This is a genomic window from Mesorhizobium sp. B2-3-5, from assembly GCF_006442395.1.
In the GTDB taxonomy this organism is placed as follows: Bacteria; Pseudomonadota; Alphaproteobacteria; order Rhizobiales; family Rhizobiaceae; genus Mesorhizobium.
Genome location: NZ_VFVX01000006.1, coordinates 1 through 17375, shown reverse-complemented (window position 1 = coordinate 17375; position 17375 = coordinate 1). Strand labels below are relative to the sequence as shown.

The 17375-nt window shown below is 59.3% G+C and carries 20 protein-coding genes; 8 read left to right on the top strand and 12 right to left on the bottom strand.

Annotated elements, in window-relative coordinates; translation table 11 throughout:
- Positions 1-6: 6 nt before the first annotated feature.
- The 5 genes from kdpB to FJ958_RS09415 form a co-directional block, all read right to left on the bottom strand.
- Positions 7-2100, bottom strand: a complete 2094-nt coding sequence (gene kdpB / locus FJ958_RS09435; RefSeq protein ID WP_140741847.1) for a potassium-transporting ATPase subunit KdpB — start codon at positions 2098-2100, stop codon at positions 7-9.
- Positions 2097-2312: a hypothetical protein gene (locus FJ958_RS09430; protein WP_246679566.1), complete on the bottom strand. Its 216-nt coding sequence runs from the start codon at positions 2310-2312 to the stop codon at positions 2097-2099. The genes kdpB and FJ958_RS09430 overlap by 4 nt, the downstream gene beginning before the upstream one ends.
- A 13-nt stretch (positions 2313-2325) precedes the next feature.
- Positions 2326-4029: a potassium-transporting ATPase subunit KdpA gene (kdpA, locus tag FJ958_RS09425; RefSeq protein ID WP_140741843.1), complete on the bottom strand. Its 1704-nt coding sequence runs from the start codon at positions 4027-4029 to the stop codon at positions 2326-2328.
- Between the two features lie 33 nt (positions 4030-4062).
- Positions 4063-4152 (bottom strand): K(+)-transporting ATPase subunit F, encoded by a 90-nt coding sequence (gene kdpF, locus FJ958_RS09420; RefSeq protein ID WP_081609884.1) that lies wholly within the window; start codon positions 4150-4152, stop codon positions 4063-4065.
- A 424-nt stretch (positions 4153-4576) separates the two neighbouring features.
- Positions 4577-5296, bottom strand: coding sequence for a Crp/Fnr family transcriptional regulator (locus FJ958_RS09415; protein ID WP_140741841.1), 720 nt, complete (start codon positions 5294-5296; stop codon positions 4577-4579).
- 220 nt (positions 5297-5516) lie between these two features.
- On the opposite strand from FJ958_RS09415, the gene FJ958_RS09410 reads away from it, so the two are divergent.
- Positions 5517-5753 carry a hypothetical protein gene (locus FJ958_RS09410; RefSeq protein ID WP_140741839.1) on the top strand — a complete coding sequence of 79 codons (237 nt, stop codon included), beginning with the start codon at positions 5517-5519 and terminating at the stop codon, positions 5751-5753.
- A gap of 148 nt (positions 5754-5901) precedes the next feature.
- Positions 5902-6102, top strand: a complete 201-nt coding sequence (locus FJ958_RS09405) for a hypothetical protein (protein ID WP_140741837.1) — start codon at positions 5902-5904, stop codon at positions 6100-6102.
- 45 nt (positions 6103-6147) lie between these two features.
- Here FJ958_RS09405 and FJ958_RS09400 read toward each other — a convergent pair whose 3' ends face one another.
- Complete coding sequence (locus FJ958_RS09400; protein ID WP_246679565.1) at positions 6148-7392, bottom strand: acyltransferase; 1245 nt, start codon at positions 7390-7392, stop codon at positions 6148-6150.
- Positions 7393-7768: 376 nt separating this feature from the next.
- Here FJ958_RS09400 and FJ958_RS09395 point away from each other — a divergent pair, with 376 nt between their 5' ends.
- The gene (locus tag FJ958_RS09395) at positions 7769-9037 is read left to right on the top strand and encodes a site-specific integrase (protein ID WP_140741835.1); all 1269 of its coding nucleotides are present in this window, start codon (positions 7769-7771) and stop codon (positions 9035-9037) included.
- 11 nt (positions 9038-9048) lie between these two features.
- On the opposite strand, the gene FJ958_RS09390 is transcribed toward FJ958_RS09395, so the two are convergent.
- Positions 9049-9318: a hypothetical protein gene (locus FJ958_RS09390; RefSeq protein ID WP_140741833.1), complete on the bottom strand. Its 270-nt coding sequence runs from the start codon at positions 9316-9318 to the stop codon at positions 9049-9051.
- Positions 9319-9395: 77 nt separating this feature from the next.
- Between FJ958_RS09390 and FJ958_RS09385 the strand changes: the two genes are divergently transcribed.
- Positions 9396-9656, top strand: a complete 261-nt coding sequence (locus tag FJ958_RS09385; protein ID WP_140741831.1) for a helix-turn-helix transcriptional regulator — start codon at positions 9396-9398, stop codon at positions 9654-9656.
- A 126-nt stretch (positions 9657-9782) separates the two neighbouring features.
- Here the strand turns inward: FJ958_RS09385 and FJ958_RS09380 are convergent, their stop codons facing one another.
- Positions 9783-10682, bottom strand: coding sequence for a hypothetical protein (locus FJ958_RS09380; protein ID WP_140741829.1), 900 nt, complete (start codon positions 10680-10682; stop codon positions 9783-9785).
- Between the two features lie 719 nt (positions 10683-11401).
- Between FJ958_RS09380 and FJ958_RS09375 the strand changes: the two genes are divergently transcribed.
- From FJ958_RS09375 to FJ958_RS09360, 4 genes are all read left to right on the top strand, one after another.
- Positions 11402-11887 (top strand): hypothetical protein, encoded by a 486-nt coding sequence (locus tag FJ958_RS09375; RefSeq protein WP_140741827.1) that lies wholly within the window; start codon positions 11402-11404, stop codon positions 11885-11887.
- A gap of 77 nt (positions 11888-11964) precedes the next feature.
- Positions 11965-12543 (top strand): recombinase family protein, encoded by a 579-nt coding sequence (locus FJ958_RS09370; protein ID WP_140741825.1) that lies wholly within the window; start codon positions 11965-11967, stop codon positions 12541-12543.
- Positions 12544-12626: 83 nt separating this feature from the next.
- The gene (locus FJ958_RS09365) at positions 12627-13250 is read left to right on the top strand and encodes a hypothetical protein (RefSeq protein ID WP_140741823.1); all 624 of its coding nucleotides are present in this window, start codon (positions 12627-12629) and stop codon (positions 13248-13250) included.
- Between the two features lie 13 nt (positions 13251-13263).
- Positions 13264-13869, top strand: a complete 606-nt coding sequence (locus tag FJ958_RS09360) for a hypothetical protein (RefSeq protein WP_140741821.1) — start codon at positions 13264-13266, stop codon at positions 13867-13869.
- Positions 13870-13942: 73 nt separating this feature from the next.
- Here FJ958_RS09360 and FJ958_RS09355 read toward each other — a convergent pair whose 3' ends face one another.
- The 4 genes from FJ958_RS09355 to FJ958_RS09335 all read right to left on the bottom strand — a co-directional run.
- Positions 13943-14569, bottom strand: a complete 627-nt coding sequence (locus tag FJ958_RS09355; RefSeq protein ID WP_140741819.1) for a hypothetical protein — start codon at positions 14567-14569, stop codon at positions 13943-13945.
- Positions 14570-15237: 668 nt separating this feature from the next.
- Positions 15238-15792, bottom strand: a complete 555-nt coding sequence (locus FJ958_RS09345) for a hypothetical protein (RefSeq protein ID WP_140741815.1) — start codon at positions 15790-15792, stop codon at positions 15238-15240.
- 224 nt (positions 15793-16016) lie between these two features.
- Complete coding sequence (locus FJ958_RS09340) at positions 16017-16361, bottom strand: hypothetical protein (protein WP_140741813.1); 345 nt, start codon at positions 16359-16361, stop codon at positions 16017-16019.
- A gap of 182 nt (positions 16362-16543) precedes the next feature.
- Positions 16544-17375: virulence-associated E family protein (locus FJ958_RS09335; RefSeq protein ID WP_246679564.1), on the bottom strand; the 832-nt coding region annotated here is incomplete at its 5' end.

The following is a 17375-nucleotide window of genomic DNA, read 5'->3' as shown; positions in this document are numbered from 1 at the left end:
TTGTCCTTATGCAAGGCCGAGGGCCGTGACGGCCAGGTCGATTGTCTTGATGCCGGCGAACGGCACTATGATGCCACCGAGGCCGTAGACGAGGAGGTTGCGGCCGAGCAGCGCACCGGCGCCGATCGCCCTGTATCTGACGCCGCGCAGCGACAGCGGGATCAGCGCGATGATGATCAGCGCGTTGAAGATGATGGCCGACAGGATGGCGCTCTGCGGTGTCGCCAGATGCATGATGTTGAGCGCTTGCAGCGGGCCGGCGGTCTGGCCCGGCGCGACGTAGAAGACGGCGAACATCGCCGGGATGATGGCGAAGTATTTGGCCACGTCGTTGGCGATGGAGAAAGTGGTCAGCGAGCCGCGCGTCATCAGCAGCGCCTTGCCGATCTCGACGATCTCGATCAGCTTGGTCGGGTCGCTGTCGAGATCGACCATGTTGCCGGCCTCGCGGGCGGCGACCGTGCCGGTGTTCATGGCGACGCCGACATCGGCCTGAGCGAGCGCCGGCGCATCGTTGGTGCCGTCGCCGCACATGGCGACCAGCTTGCCCTTGGCCTGCTCGTCGCGGATCAGCTTCAGCTTGTCCTCCGGCGTCGCCTGGGCAAGGAAATCGTCGACGCCGGCTTCCGCCGCGATGGCCGCCGCCGTCATCGGGTTGTCGCCGGTGATCATCACCGTACGGATGCCCATCTTGCGCAGCTCGGCGAAACGCTCGCGGATGCCGCCCTTGACGATATCCTTGAGGTGGACGATGCCGAGCAGGCGCCCGTCGCGCTCGACCGCCAGCGGCGTGCCGCCGGACTTTGCGACCTCGTCTGCAATCGCCTGCAGGTCGCGCACGGTGTCGCTGCCGGGGCGCGCGCCATGGGCGGCGACAGTCGACTGGTTGACATGGGCGAGCACGGAATCGACCGCGCCCTTGCGCACCGAGGAACCGTCGACGTCGACACCGCTCATGCGGGTCTGCGCGGTGAACGGCACGAAGGTCGCATGCAACGTTGCCATGTCGCGGGCACGGATGGCGTATTTTTCCTTGGCCAGCACGACGATCGAGCGGCCTTCCGGCGTTTCGTCGGCCAGCGAGGCAAGCTGCGCCGCGTCGGCCAGTTCCTGCTCGGTGACGCCCTTGACCGGGCGGAACTCGGTCGCCTGGCGGTTGCCGAGCGTGATGGTGCCGGTCTTGTCGAGCAGCAGCGTATCGACGTCGCCCGCGGCTTCCACGGCGCGTCCGGACATGGCCAGCACGTTGAAGCGCACCAGCCGGTCCATGCCGGCGATGCCGATGGCCGACAGCAGCGCGCCGATCGTGGTCGGGATCAGGGTCACGAACAAAGCGACAAGCACGGTGACCGAAATATAACCGCCCGAATAGGACGCGAAACTCGGGATGGTCGCCGTGGCCAGCACGAAGATCAGCGTCATGCCGACGAGCAGGATGTTGAGCGCGATCTCGTTCGGCGTCTTCTGGCGCTCGGCACCTTCGACAAGCGAGATCATGCGGTCAAGGAATGTGTGTCCGGCGGCGGCGGTGATGCGGACGCGGATCCAGTCGGACAGCACCTGCGTGCCGCCGGTGACCGCCGAGCGGTCGCCGCCGGATTCGCGGATCACCGGCGCGGATTCGCCCGTGATCGCCGCTTCGTTGACCGAGGCGACGCCTTCGATCACCTCGCCGTCGGATGGGATGATGTCGCCCGCTTCGACCAGCACGGCGTCGCCGACCTTCAAGCTGGTGCCGGGCACCATCTTGAATTTGGTACGGTCCTCGCCGGTCAGCAGCTTGGCCTGGGTCTCGGTGCGCGCCTTGCGCAGCGAATCCGCCTGCGCCTTGCCGCGCCCTTCCGCGACGGCTTCGGCGAGATTGGCGAAGAGCACCGTGAACCACAGCCAAATGATGATCTGCAGCGTAAAGCGCGGATCGCCACCGCCGGTGATGAGATCCTTGACGAACAGCACTGATGTCAGCGCGGTAACCACCGCGACGACGAACATCACCGGGTTGCGGGCCAGCGTGGGTGGATTGAGCTTGCGGAAGGCGCCGCCGATGGCGGGCCACAGGATGCGTGCATCCAGGATGCTGGCTGATTTCGCGTGGCTCATTTTGAAGCTCCGGCTTCAGTGTTGTTGTGGGGCACCGGTCGATCGGGTGCCTGAAGAAGATGCGGAAGCCCGTAGGCCAACAGCCAGAGGACGATCATGACTGCGGCAAGGCCGAGGAACGTCGACGCCGTTGGAAAGGGAGGAGGCTTGCCGTCCCTTTCACCTTCACCGTCGGGCTGATGCTGGCCATTGGGACGTCTGATGTTGAACATGGACATGTCCGCCTCAGAAGGTCTGCCCGTGGATCATTGCCAGATGCTCGATGATCGGTCCGAGGGCGAGCGCGGGGAAGAAGGTCAGGCCGCCGACGATGACGATGACGCCGACCAGCAGCCCGACGAACAGCGGACTGTCGGTCGGGAAGGTGCCGGCCGAGGCCGGCACGGTCTTCTTCGCCCCCAGCGAACCCGCGATGGCGAGCGCCGGAATGATGACCAGGAAGCGGCCCATCAGCATGCCGATGCCGAGCGTGATATTGTACCAGGGCGTGTTGCCGTTGAGACCGGCGAAGGCCGAGCCGTTGTTCGCCGCCGCCGAGGTATAGGCGTAGAGTATTTCGGAGAAGCCATGCGGGCCGCCATTTGCGGTTGACGCCACGGCGCTCGGCAGGACCACCGCGATGGCCGTGAAGACAAGCATTGCCAGCGGCAGGCACAAGATCGCCAGCATCGCCATCTTGACCTCCTTGGCCTCTATCTTCTTGCCGAGATATTCGGGTGTGCGCCCGACCATTAGGCCGGCGACGAAGACGGCGATCAGGACGAACATCAAGATGCCGTAGAAACCGGCGCCGACGCCGCCGACGATGACTTCGCCGAGCTGCATGTTGATGATCGGGATCATGCCGCCGAGCGCGGTAAAGCTGTCGTGCATGGCGTTGACCGCGCCGCAGGACGCCGCCGTGGTGATGACCGCGAACAGCGCCGAGAGCACGACGCCGAAGCGGGTTTCCTTGCCTTCCATATTGCCGCCATCGATGCCCAGCGCATGGACAAGCGGATTGCCCGCGGCTTCGGCCCAGTAGCAGACCGCAACGCCGGCGATAAACAGCACGCCCATAGACGCCAGGATCGCCCAGCCCTGGCGCTGGTTGCCGACCATACGGCCGAAGACGTTGGTAAGAGCAGCACCGAGCGCGAAGATCGTCACCATCTGGATCAGATTGGAGATGGCGTTCGGATTCTCGAACGGATGCGCGGCATTGGCGTTGAAGAAGCCGCCGCCATTGGTACCGAGCATCTTGATCGCGACCTGCGAGGCGACCGGGCCGACGGCGATGGTCTGCTGCGCACCCTCCAGCGTGGTGGCGCTGACATGGGGCCCAAGCGTCTGCGGCATGCCAAGCCAGACATAGACCACGGTCAGCACAATGCAGAGTGGCAAGAGCACGTAGAGGGTGCATCGGGTCATATCGACCCAGAAGTTGCCGATCGATTTGCCGGAGGCGCGGGCGAAGCCGCGGATCAGCGCGACTGCGATGGCAATGCCGACCGCGGCGGACACGAAGTTCTGCACGGTGAGACCAGCCATCTGCACGAGATAGGACATCGTGCTTTCGCCACCGTAGTTCTGCCAGTTGGTGTTGGTCGTGAAGCTGACGGCGGTGTTGAATGCAAGCGCCGGTTCGACCGCGCTCATGCCCATCGGATTGTAAGGCAGGCTGCCCTGCAGGCGCTGCAGGACATAAAGCATCAGGAAGCTGGCGAGACTGAAGAACATGATGCCTGCCGCGTAGGTGGTCCAGTGCTGCTCTTCGTTTTCACCGGTTCCCGAAACGCGATAAAGGCCTCGTTCGAGGGGCCTGAGAACTGGCGAGAGGAATGTGCGATCGCCGTTGAAGACGCGATACATGTAGCCGCCGAGCGGCTTCACGAGCAAAGCGACGATCCCGCAGTAAACGAGAACCTGTATCCATCCGTAGAGAGTCATGGGTGTAGCTTTCCGTGCCCGGCGCCAGTGCCGTCAGAAGCGTTCTGGACGAACGAGGGCGTATGTAAGATAGGCGAGCAGAAACAGGGTCACGCCGCCACCGAGTATATAATCGACAAGCATGTTGACGTCCTCCGGCTAAAGGCTGGCGCAGGCTTTGATGTAGGCGAGGGACAGGGTGAAAAATATAACCCCTATCCCGAGAACAATGATATCCATCATGCTGGTTCCTTTTTTCAGATTTGTACTTCGCGCCTTTCATCGAAAGGTTTGAAATGTTCAAAAAAGAGCTCCGTCCCGCATTTACGCAACGGCGGCTCCAATATTTTTCTCACGTGGAATATGGACCCGGTCGCCATAAAGGTTCGAGACGGCGCGGGGCGGAAAGAAATAGGAATTTCATAAAGGTTTTGCCGCCTCGTCGCCGTCAGCGAGCCGGCGTCTCGATTTGGATCTGGTGGGTTGCGGCGCGCAACCACGCCCTTGCGGCATGAACGGAACAAGAAAAGATGCGGGGGACGCCGTTCCGTGAAACGATGAATCGCTTCTAGCGCGGCTCCCGCATCATGCTGAGATAGGTCGGATCGAACTCGGCGATTTCCTGCAGCCGGTGCCAGTCCAGGATGGTCACCGTGTGATTGGCCCAGCTGACGACGCCGACCCTGCGCAAGGCGCCGATGACCCGGTTCATGTGCACGACGGAAAGGCCGAGCACATCGGCAAGTTCGGCTTGCGAGAGCGGCAGATGGAAGCTCATGCCGTTGGTGCGCTGCACCACCTGCAACCGCACGAAAAGCTCACAGACCAGATGGGCCAGATGCGAAGTCCTGGAGCGGCGCCCCATCGCCACGATCCATTCGCGGTGGATGGCTCCGTCGACCAGCGTGTCCAACCACAGCAGCCGCGTCAGATGTGGCGCTTCCTCGGTGATGGCGCGAAGCCGGCTGTGATCGGCGAACATGACGTGACAGGGCGACAGGGCGACGATGCCGTGATCCATGATCTTCAGCAGGAAGGCGTGGAGATCGACGAAATCGCCGGGCACCTGCAATGAGGTGAACTGCCGGCCACCATTCTCCAGCACCTTGTAGCGTGCCGCCAAGCCGTCGAGGATCAATGTCGAGTAGGTCGGCCGGGATCCCGATACGACAATATCCTGGCCGGTGGCGAAATGCCGCTCGAAAGTCATCGCGCCGCTCAGCAGCGCCTTCTCGGCGTCGGAAAGCCCGTCGTGCTGACCAAGGTTCAGGTAGAGGGGTTCAAGCACCGCAACCTCCGCGAATGGGCTTGAGAAGCCGATCGCCAAGTGTTCTGTCGGAAGCAAGGCGGCTTTGGATGCACTAGGCCTTTGGCCGCTGATGGCATTAACATTTGTTGCCCCTGCTTGTTCCACGACAAATACCAACGCTGATGGAACAACTACTTAGCCCGCGAATTGTCGGTGGAATATCGCGCAATGTCACCGGTCCGTGGGATCCAGCCGCATCATGCCCAGATTCTATCTCGACCTCTACAATGGCGATGGGCTGACGGTGGACGATGACGGCCAGGTCTTCGAAACGCGCGAGCGCATGCGGCGCGAAGCAATCCGCATGCTGCCCGACATCGTCCGTGACGAAGCGATCGAAAACGACCACACAGCCATCACCATCAAGGTACGCGACGAGGACGGCCGCCAGATCTTCGAGGCATCGATCGTCGTCTCTTCCGGCTGGTGTGACTGACAGCTTTACGCGAGCAGCGATCAGCGATGACAAACGTTTCCCAATTATCATTTGTAATCGTCGCACCCGCCGCAACGCTGCACCATGGGCCCGAGGACGATGGAGGCGGCGATCGAAAACGACGCCTCCCAGGACGGAGTAGCGGCACATGGTTCGTGCAAAAGTCGACACCCAGCGTAACGAGCGCGCCAAACGTGAATCGCAGATCGTGATCGATGCAGAGCGGGCGGCCCGCGAGGAAAAGACAGCCAGGCTGAGAGCGCTGCGCCTTGCCGCGCAAGCGATCAATGAACCTGAACCAAAGCGCCCCAACAGGCCGGCATCCCCACACGCACCTTCGAAAGGCTGACGGCAAGACACGTGCCCGACTTATGAAAGGGCTATGTTGCGGTTGCTATGAGCGATCCGCCGACTGTGTTTTGAAATTCGGCATCATCCAGGACTGCGCCGCGTTGCCGGATGTCTCATTCTCGGCTGTCTCGCGCTTCGCCGACAGGCGAAGCTTTGCCACAAGAACATTTCCCAGCGAGACGCCGGGCCTCTCGACAACGAGGTGTGCAATCAGCGCCATCACGACGAGCAGCGCCATCGTCATCAGGATCACAAGCCAATACTGAGCGGCATTTGCCAAGGCGAAGTTCCGCACCGACACAATGGAAAACGGCATCAGGAAGGCAAGCCCCTGCAACAGGTAGATACCATAGCTGATTTCGCCCAGTCGTACCGAGCGGGTTGCGGTCAGTAGACCGAAGAAATCGGCACCGGACACGATCAGGAAGAAGACGCTGGTGCAGAGCAGCATCGGCCCCGGCGCGTAGGCAATGTCATAGGTGGCAAAGAGATAGATCAGTATGGCCAGAGCGATTGCGGACAAGGCGTGTCGATGCACTCTCAGCAACAAGGCGTTTGCTTCGAGCGTTGCGCACAACATTCCGCCGGCGAAAAGCCCCAGATAGATGTAGGTGGCGCTCCCTCGGCTCGCCGACCCGATGGTGGAAAAGACCAGGAGGACGACCGGCAGGCCCAGGCGCGCAACCGGGTGCCGGCTGAATATGGCCGCGATCGGCAGGCTGAAATAGAACATCCACTCATAGGGCAAGGTCCAGGTCACGCAAGCCAATGCGCAGACGCGTGAACTCGAAAGCGGGACGTAGCCGAAGACACCAACCAGAAGATTGAACAATGCCCGCTCGTAAGTCGCGAAGGTTGAATAGTCAATCCGCGCCTCGACGATCTCTAAACCCATCGCCAGGCCTACCGCCAAAATGTAGAGCGGCCCGATCCTGAAAGCCCGCTTGAGCAACAAAGTCGGAAAGTCGGAGGAGGACTTCGCCGACAGCAGTTTTCCCCAGAACAGATAGGCGGAGATGACGAAGAAGAAGGACACTCCCGCCTGCCCCAGCAAGCCATAGAAAGCCGAGGGCGGATACTTCCATGCGCCGGTCGTCAGGAATTCATGGTAAATGACGGCGTGATGAAGCGCGACGGCAAGCGCGAGATATCCTCGCATTCCATCTATTGCCCGGATCCTGGCAGAGTTCGATTCGAAGCCCACGCGCTGAAACAGCGGCATGCCGGCAAGTGGCCAAAGCGTCGCGACGACCGCGAAGGCGGGCCAGAGATCATAGAGTCCGATCATTTCCGCGATTGCTCCGAACTTATCCTTGCGCGCAACGGCATGCTGCTCGATCCTTATGCGACCACGCTCGGCGTGGGCACAAGCGCTTACCGGGAGTGCGCACCGCGCTTTCGCCCGGTGGCTAGTCGAAAACGGGCATATCGATCCAGGAGAGCTATCGGATGTTGCCTGAAACATTCAAGCGATCTGGCGGAGAGAGCGTCCGTCCGCCTAACTCTCGCCAAGGTCCGCCGAGTTCCGAAAGCTCAATGAAATCATGCCAATGGGAGCCAAAATCGTTCCGAAGAGTTCTGCTCGGGTTCGGCCAAATCCAATGCTTGTTTGTAGGTAGAAATGTAGGTATATTTTGACCTTATCCAAACGATGAGGTCGGGCCGTGGCGCATATCAACAAGCTGAGCGCAGTGGAGGTGGCAAAGAAATCGAAGCCGGGCACCTACGGCGACGGGGGCGGCCTCTATCTGCAAGTCACCAAGAGCACCTCCAAGAAAGCGAGCGAGGGGGACGTGACCAAGTCTTGGCTCTTCCGCTTCATGCTCGCCGGCAAGGCTCGGTCCATGGGGCTCGGTGATCTTCAGACGTTCAATCTGAAGGAGGCGCGGGAAAGAGCTCGGGAGGCCCGCCAAAAGGTCACCGATGGCATAGACCCAATCGAGCAGCGTAACGAAAAGAAGGCGGCCGTTCGCGCCGAGGATGCCAAGCGGGTGACGTTCAAGCAGGCGTCGGAGCGCTACATCGCCGCGAAGAAGGCTGGCTGGAAGAACGCAAAGCACGCGGAGCAGTGGACCAACACCCTCGCCACCTACGCTTGGCCCACTATCGGAGATCTGCCCGTAGCGAAGGTCGATACCGCCCACATCATGCAGATTTTGGAACCGATCTGGGTGGAGAAGACGGAGACGGCTAGCCGCGTCCGGGGCCGGGTCGAGATGGTTCTCGGTTGGGCGACGGCCCGCCACTACCGCAGCGGGGACAATCCCGCTCGCTGGCGCGGCCACCTCGACAATCTCCTGCCGGCCCGGTCGAAGGTTGCCAAGGTCGAGCACCACGCAGCAATGCCTTACGCCGAATTGCCCGCGTTCATGGCGCGGCTCCGACACATGGATAGCATCTCGGCCCGCGCGCTTGAGTTCACCATCCTGAACGCAGTGCGGACCGGGGAGGCCATCGGGGCCAAGGAGGGCGAGTTCGATTTTGCGAACAAGGTCTGGACCATCCCGGCTGAACGAATGAAGGCAGGCAAGCCGCACCGCGTACCACTTTCCGACCGAGCAATCACGCTATTGGAAACTCTCCCTCGCGAGGCCGGCAGCCCTTACATGTTCGCGGGCGCCCGGCCGGGCAAGCCTCTAAGCAACATGGCAATGCTGGAATTGCTCCGGGGCATGGAAGGAATGGAGGGCCTGACCGTCCACGGCTTCCGCACTACCTTCCGCGTTTGGGCAGCGGAACGGTCCAACTTCCCGCGCGAAATCGCGGAGGCGGCACTGGCCCATACCCTTCGTGACAAGACCGAGGCCGCTTACCAGCGCAGCGACATGCTGGAAAAGCGCCGCAAACTGATGACCGCGTGGGCAGGGTTCGCCGCGCAAGTGCCGGCTAAGGGTGCGAACGTGGTGGCGCTTGCGGTGGGCGCGAAGGGGTGAACCGCGCTGCGTCAGCGCCAGCCGATCCTCGACATCGCTTCCTGCATGGCTGGATTTGGGCGTACCTTACCTTCCCGCATCCAAACGTTGACGGCTAGAGGATTGGCCCTCCGCTGAATCTCAGCAGGCAAATTCGCCAGCACCATCAACGCCGCTTCCTGGGGAGTGCATCCCGATTGCTTTCCAAGGGTTTGTCCAAGCTCCCGATAGTCGGCAGGGACCAGTGTCGGATTAATACCTAAGGCTGCGAAGGCAGCGTTGAAACGAATGACGAAGAACATTTGGCTCCCCCTATACCGCCCTAATACTCGTCTTATATGACGTGGTTTCATAGAGTGCCAGATGTTGCTCTGACTAAATGGATGTCAGGGAACGGGTGGGCTGGAATGTCCGGCGCTTGCGGGTGGAAAAGGGCATGTCGCAAGACCATCTTGCGTATGCCGCCGAGATTGAACGCGCCTATGTTGGTTACCTGGAGCGCGGGAAGCGCAACGCGACAATCAGTACATTAGAGAAGGTTGCGAAGGTTCTCGGTCATGATGTGTCGGAGTTGTTCGCCGTGCCGCCGAAGGATGCCGAGCCGATTGCGCCGCTGAACCCCGGAAGGCGTAGGGGCTGAGACAGGCGGCACCCACGCAAAGGCGATTCATATCCCGTGGAGAAGCTGAGTTCCCGCACGAGGATAAGGAGATGGAAAAGAGCAATCCAAACTCGCTAGTTGCCATCTGGGTACATAATCAACGAATCAATCATCCCAAAATCCAGCAGGCTCCACAAAGGATTCGAAAAGGGAGGCCTTATTCTTCTGCAATTCGTCGAATACGGGGTCAAACGCCGCCTGCTCGGCTTTGTTTTTTTTCATCAGATTAAACGCGTCCACAGCATGCAGCGCCTCGCCAGGCCGCTTTAGATTGACGTCATACCAGTCAACGACTAGCCATTGCTGCAATCTCGCATTGAACATATCGTGCAGCCTGTAACGGCCCCCCGCGGTTTTTATAAAGTAGTAGTCAATGCCGTATTGCATAATATTTTGAGGTTCTTCGATGTATGGACTGTGTGGATCGACCCAATTTGTATAGAAGTCTTTCGCATCCTGAATGCGCTCAAAGGCTTCCTTGTACTCATCGCTTGAGTCGAGCATGAACGACTGTTTCCAAGGCGAATCCAGGACGTGGCCAGCTGTGTACTCGAGTGAGGCTTTTTCGAATGCCACCCGACCTGCTAGCCAGGTTGAAAGAAGCGGGGAGGTTAAGAGCAGACCTGCTAGGCCTTTAGCTCCCTTGACAGCGCCAATCTGGTTTTGAAGCTCGTTGAGGTCAGTAAGCATGGCCGGGAGACTTTGCTGAAGGTATGCAGGCCTCATGTAGTCGTTCAAACGTTGGCAAATTGACTTTGCAATTCCCAGAGCAACTCGGGCATTGGCATCGTCCATTATCCCTCGCATTTTCTCGGGAAGCTTGGCAAGCTCGATCTCAATATCGTCGAGCTTGTCCTTTATATCTTCGAGTTGACGTGATATTTTGTCCAATTGGGCCTGAATGTCTGCTAGCTTAGCCAAGAAATCTCCGCCGTTGTTTGCGTCCTTTACGGCTGCATAGGCGTAAGCTAGCGAAATCACTGCTTCGACAATTATCAAAAACATTGGCCGAACCTCCCCGTCCTCGGAGCAACGGCGACAATATCACAGCCAAGTTTCGAGCGGTTGGAAAAATTTAAAATCGTAAGCGGAAGAGCCGGTCGTTTAGTTGCCTGTAGTTCATACGCGACTGAACAGGATCAACCCGTGAGCAGCGCAACCGATGGATCTCTTAAGGTAAGATGGTCCTTACTTGCTGACAACTCTCGAATGAGCCGGAGTCTTCAGAAAATCGCACAAAATTTGCGAGGGTCCAGGTTAGGGGGACCCCGCCCGGCGGCACCAGCGAAAGCCACCCCCGGCACTCGCTCATAAAGGGGGTGGGGGGTTCGAGTTCAAGAGCCATACGCATTGGTTCGCCCGCGTTGGCCGCGTGGTGGGCGCGGGCGTTGCCCCGGGAACGCGCGTACACGGCCCGCCCACGGCCACGCCGCACGCGGTCGCCCAATCCGGCATCCACCATGATCCGCGCCCGCCCCGATGAGCCATACCCCAGGCCTCCGATCCGATCCGCACCCCGCGCTAACGCGTGTTCAAAAAACCCCTCCGAAATGCCCGCGCCGCGAGCCCGGATTTCCGGGCGTTTTCGCAGCCCAATTTTGCGTTCAAAAACCATTTGTTTTTCGCACATTCACGCTTGACTGCCACACACCAGCTGAGCGACATTCATGGAGTAAATTCAGTCACTTAAGGCGGCCAAGCCGCACCAACAACGGAGACATACCATGCAAGTCACCCGCACTTTTTCCCACCGCGAATTCGGCCATCTGGGCGAGGCAACTTTGGCCGTTGAAAAAGGCAAATGGATGCTCGACGGACAAGCCCTCCCCGACGCTTCGGTTGAGTACCTCATGGGCTTCGCGCTCCAATCCCTGCAGGACGCATACGCGGGCGCGAAGAGCAAGGAAGCAGCCGGCGCTGCTTTCGACACCAAGCGCAAGCGGCTGATTGAGGGCGTGATCGGTCGCCCATCTGGCCAGACGGAGGAGCCGCATGTTCGGTTCATCCGCCAAATGGTCCGCAATGCGCTCAGCCCCGACAACAAGGCCCGCTACGAGTCCACCGACGCGAAGGAGCGGAACAAGTTCCTCATGGGCCTGTTCACGGGCCTTCCCAACGCGAAGCGTGACCGTCTCGACGCGCAAGCACGGACTGCCTACGAGGCATCTCTTGCCGCGAAGGCCGCGACCAAATTCGAACTGACCATCTAGGCATCATTAACGTTCTGCTGGGCGGCTCGCAAAAGCGCGCCGTCTAGTTGAACGCTAGGCCGTCGAAAGGGCAACCCATGCGCGCCGCACTCTATCTCCGCGTGTCCACCGACCAGCAAACCACCGACAGGCAGGAGCGCGAACTCCGCGAAGTGGCCGAGCGAACGGGGTGGGCGATTGTCGAGGTCTACCGCGACCACGGCATTAGCGGCGCAAGCGCCAGGCGCCCTGCTTTCGATGCCCTCTGTAAAGACGCGGCTCGCCGTCGCTTCGACGTCGTCATGGCGTGGAGCGTTGACCGGCTGGGCCGTTCCCTTCAGGGCCTCGTCGCCTTTCTCTCCGACCTCCACGCCCTTCGCGTTGACCTTTTCCTCCACCAGCAGGGCATCGACACGACCACCCCAGCCGGCAAGGCCATGTTTCAGATGATGGGCGTGTTCGCTGAATTCGAGCGGGCGATGATCAGCGAGCGTGTGAAGTCAGGGCTGAACACCGCGCGGGCGAAAGGGAAGAAGTTAGGCCGCCCTCGCATCACACAGGCGACGGAAGAGGCGATTGCTCGCGACCATGGCAGCATTAGGGCGATAGCGGCGAAGCACGGCGTGAGCGTCGGCACTGTCCAACGGGTTAGGAACAGTGCGGGCGCCTCAGGCTGATGTTTCTCTCTATGAGCGAAACCGACTCGCCAGCCGTGTCGCGAAGCTGTATAAATTAGCGTTGCTGAATGCTTGAGGGGGCGATGATGGGGGCCGGCAAGAGAGCTCGCTGTGCGCTGGTGACATTCTCTTTGGTCGCAAGCAGTGTTTCCGCTCTCGCGGCGGAAAATACTTGTGAGTGCGCGAAAAACCAGAAAGCGTCGGCTAGCGCACAGGGGACATGTTCGGTCGCCGATCTGTCCGCTAAGTGCACGATCACGTTCGAGGCTGGAAAAGCGAAGTCCGTTGCTCTGCAAGAGATTGAAAAGCAGGGCTATCTCAACAACCTGCAATTTTTCAAAACCGGTGACGGCGATCCAATTACTCAGGGACTACGATTTCTAAACGACCCTAAGGAGATCGTCGGACCAGCGGTGAGCGACCCAGCTGCGTTTGCGAACACTCTTTTTTTGGCGTTATCGCCCGCAATAGCGCAGGCCGATCCTTCGGCTTTGAAATCGTCCCTCGACCTTCTGCAGAGCAATTCGCAAGACGTAGCCACTACGTTCACAAACTTTGATGTCAGTTCTCCCAAAGAGATAAACGCGATTAGCGAAAGCCGCCTTTTTGTGCAGCACGGGTGCGTCGCGATAGTCAACCAGGCTTGGCAGGCGTTCTTGAAAACGAGTTGGTCTTCAGCGTCCTCAACAGGCTGCATCCCTCAATAAAAGAGCGAAGTTTATGCTGGCAGAAATTTGGGACGCCGTACCGAAGGTCCAATCCACTTTCACGCTAGTTGCATTTCTTGTTGCTGCTTGCTTCTCCGGCTATGTATATTTTCTTAAACAAAGAACCAAAATAATCACCGAGGCGGCTCCCGAACGGCAGCGCGAACTGATTAACGCGCTGAATGAGTCCTTCCACATTAACACCGATGGGATGTCTCAAACTCAAAAATTCAAACTCGCTATTGAGACGCTTAGGGAACGCAGAGCGAGGTTGACAACCTGGCTCATATTCAGCGTCGTTGTGCTTCTTGTCTTAGTTGGGTGGACGACCTATTCGACCGTACAGAACTTGGTCTCGTTCGAGGGCAAACTTTCAGCGCTAGTCGCTTCCATAAAGGACGAACCAAACGCTCCAGCTGTGACAATCTCTTCTGACATTGCGGACTTTTGGGTTTCCAGCACGACGGCGTCGTCGTCGCGAGCACTCGTCTTGCGGATTTGCGAGACGAATTCTTGCCTGACCTGCGAACAGGATGGCGCAACGATCCGGGTGTCAGCGGATGGGCCGCTAAAATCCTATCAGGACAAGAATGGAGTTGAGCTAAAGAGCTGCCAATAGCTGTTGTCAGCCGCGATACGGTGGGCGGTGCTTTCCCGTTTCCTTTACGAATTGATGGCGGGACCTGGGCAGATCACTGGAACTTCGCAGCTGCTGTTTGAAGGGCGTTTCTCAGGTTCTCGAACGCCCGTTTGAATGCGAGGTTCACTTCGTCGGCGGTGTCTCCCCAAGCCCATAGGTACAGGCACAGCGTACTGCCAAGCACCTCGCAGCTCGGACGCCCTTGAGCCTTCAGAGCTGCGAACCCATGTGCCCAAAGGCACCAGCCCCAACACGCCGCGTTAAACAATGGATCTACCGCCTTTAGTTCAGTCTCCAGGATGCGACCAAAGCCCTCTAGGCGCCGCAGGGGGACATTGCGTTCAAGGTCGCGGAAGAACACGGAAACACGAGCTGACTGTTGAAGAGCCATAGGCGATGCGCGAGAGGTGTTTGGATGGGGAGGTTTCATCCCGAAATCATTGGTTTCAAACGTCCCGCCCTCGGCATTTGCCCAGATTAAGAAATCAAGCGCGGCCTCAGCCCCTTCCGTCCCCGCCAGTGGTCGAACATCCTCCAGGTTTTCCAATACTGATTGACGGGGCAGCCCCCTGAAGTCGGTATAACGATGGTCTGGATTGGTCTCGGATACGGTCCAGGGATGCCACCGTGCCATTCCATCGTCGTAGTCGTCGAGGTTGGCGTCATAGTAGGCCAGCATTTGAGCCCTCCAATTCAGGTGATAGCGGCAGTGAACAAAATGGGAACAAAAATGTCAAGCTGCCATTGACCAGCTAGGAATTTGTTCCCTATTCAAGGTATCGGCGGATGGAATGGAATGGGCGGGGGCCTCGGCACCTGACGGCGAAGCTATGGCGAAAACTCCCGAGGACAATTTTCGGATCGAAGTGTGGGACAGGGATGAGACTTCAATCGCTGAAACCATATCGCGCTCGCCCGATTTTATCGTGTCACACGCGGGATGGCAGGCCGCAATCCGGCGCAGGCCAGGGATGCTGCTTATCCATCGCAACGCAAATCACACGATGGAGAAGCTGCTCACGCCAGGGGAGCCGACCGTTCCGCCCGAGACCATTGTGGACGGCAGTATTCACGCCGGCCTGGACGTGGCGCTTGGAGACCTACGGAGTTGGCACACGCTTCGGGCATGGTGCAAGAACTGCTCACATCATGCTCAGGTGAAGCCGGAGGCGCTCATCAGACGATATGGGAAGGCGGCGCTATTTAGTTCAGTGGAACGGGCGCTATTCTGCACAAGCTGCGACCGGGGAGGGCCGGTTCGGCTCGAAATCCTCTCGATGCCGAGGTGATAGCGGGTCGAGATATGATGGGAGAGGCGGGTGATCTGGCGCGATGAATAGGCCAAACCTAATTTACCCCAGGCAATTTTTTCCCGTTTCCGCCATTCACGATAAAAGCGGGAAAAGCAAAAGCCAACAGCTCTGGATAGGGCTGCAGATGCCTATCATCACGATGAAGATAGAGGTGAAGAGCCAACAGTCCTGCAAGAGATTGCACCGTATTGCTCAAATTAGCTTGGTCGAAATTTTCGACTCGATCATGCTTCACCGAGTTGTAAGATTTCCACCAATCCGGAGAGGTTGGTTCAGTCAGCCCCCAGGTACCCCAAGGCCGAACAGACATTTGGTAGCGAGGGATGTCAATTTCGATCTCATGCATTCCCTGAAAAGCAGAGGTTATCGTCTCTCTGTAGTGCATGATGTTGGACGCCGTGGAGCTTGGATCGAGCGCTCTGCAAAGTGTCTTCGCCACTACGTCTACCTCGCTGCCGATAAGGAGCAGCAACTTGGCGTACTCGTTTGAGAACGTGTCGCCGTTCCTAGATGTGAGCTCGACATAGTTTATCGATCGCTCGAAATCGCGCTCAAGCGACAGAAAATAATGCCACGAGCTCAGGTCCATTTTTTTCCTCAAAGGGTAAATTCGGGCAGCAGAGTGTCAGCGGGGGTCTTCGGGGTCGGGCCGTTCGAACGCGCTGACGCTAACTCTTAATCCCGTGGCGGGCCAGAGCCGGCAAGCGTCTCCAGCGCCCTTTCAAGCCTTTTCCCATCCCTCCACCTCGATAGCCGCGCCCCCTGACTGGCTCCACGCCCTCGGCCTAATCCGGGCCGCGCGCCCTTGCGCGCCTAATTCATCACCTTCCTTTTCGCCTCCGCCCTCAGCCTCGCCTCTTCCAGCCTCCGGCCAAGACCCTCCATCGGGTCCGCCCCCCGCGTCGTTCCGGGCGACACCCGCTTTGCCTCGACCTTGCGGAGCAACTCCAGGGCTTTCAACTGCAGGCCCACATCCGACTTGGGGTCCTCCGCTACGCCGAGCAAAAAGCGATACGAGAGGTCGAACACCCAGGGCGGGGCCTCATACTCGATGATCGCTCGCGCGGCAGCGAGGGATTGCGCCACCGGCACATCATGCGCGGTCATGATTTCGAGCAGCCTTTGGAGTGCCGGGCTGATTTCAGGTTCGTCTGTCATCTCTTCCTCATTTCGGGGCGGCTTGCCCGCCAACCGGTAGAAGCGGTAGCGGGGAGGTAGCGGCTTAAATCGTCGTTTTTGAACGACTTCTACTGCTTCTACCGGTTCTACCGGTCCATTTATGGTGGTTGAATTGTGATATTCAGATGGGGGAGGTCTATAGCGCTACCGGTAGCGACCGATTACATCGGTAGCGCCATATCACCGCTCAATTTCAACGGCGCTTTCCAGTAGCCCTTCACGTTGGCGCCATCGATCCGGAGGACCTTCGGCCCGCTCCAGCCGAGCTTACGCATGCAGCTGCCCAGGCGCCGGTAGTCGGCCATCCGCGCCTGCCGCATATCGATGTTCATGACCTTCTCGAAGACCGCCTGCGTTGAAATTCGCAGTTCGCCTTCCACAATCTTCGTCTGCGCCGGCAATGCGCCCAGCAGCAGATCCTCCCACGGGTCGGCCGCCACTCTCTCAGCCTGCCGTTCCGCCGCCATCGCCCAGAGGCTTTCGGGAATGGTGATCATCCCTTCTGGGGCCTCGCGTTCCGCCACCGCAGCCTCGGCCCAAAGCTGCTGCATGTCCTCGGCCAGCCCCTTCAAATCAATGTTGCCCACCACCACCGGCCAGAACCTTCGGTTCCCGGTCGCATCGCGGAGGTACTCGGAGTCATTCGTCGTGCCCACAAAAATGCATCGGCGGGGCGCGTCCACACGTCCGCTCATCCCGTACGCCGGTCGAGCACTGTCATGCTGCTTCGAAACGAACTGCTTTACGCGCTCAACTTCATCGCGATTTAGCCCGGCCATTTCCGGCAGTTCGACAATCCACCGTCCCTGCAGTAGTTCCTGCTGCTCTTTGTAGCTGACGCCGAGGACGATCTCGTCCGTGAAAAAGTCCTCGCCCCCCGCCATGATCTTCAGGACGCTCGACTTACCCACGCCCTGCGGCCCCTCAAGCACCAACGCGAAGTCGAACTTGCAGCCTGGACGGCGTGCGGAGGATTGACACATGGCTGAGCGC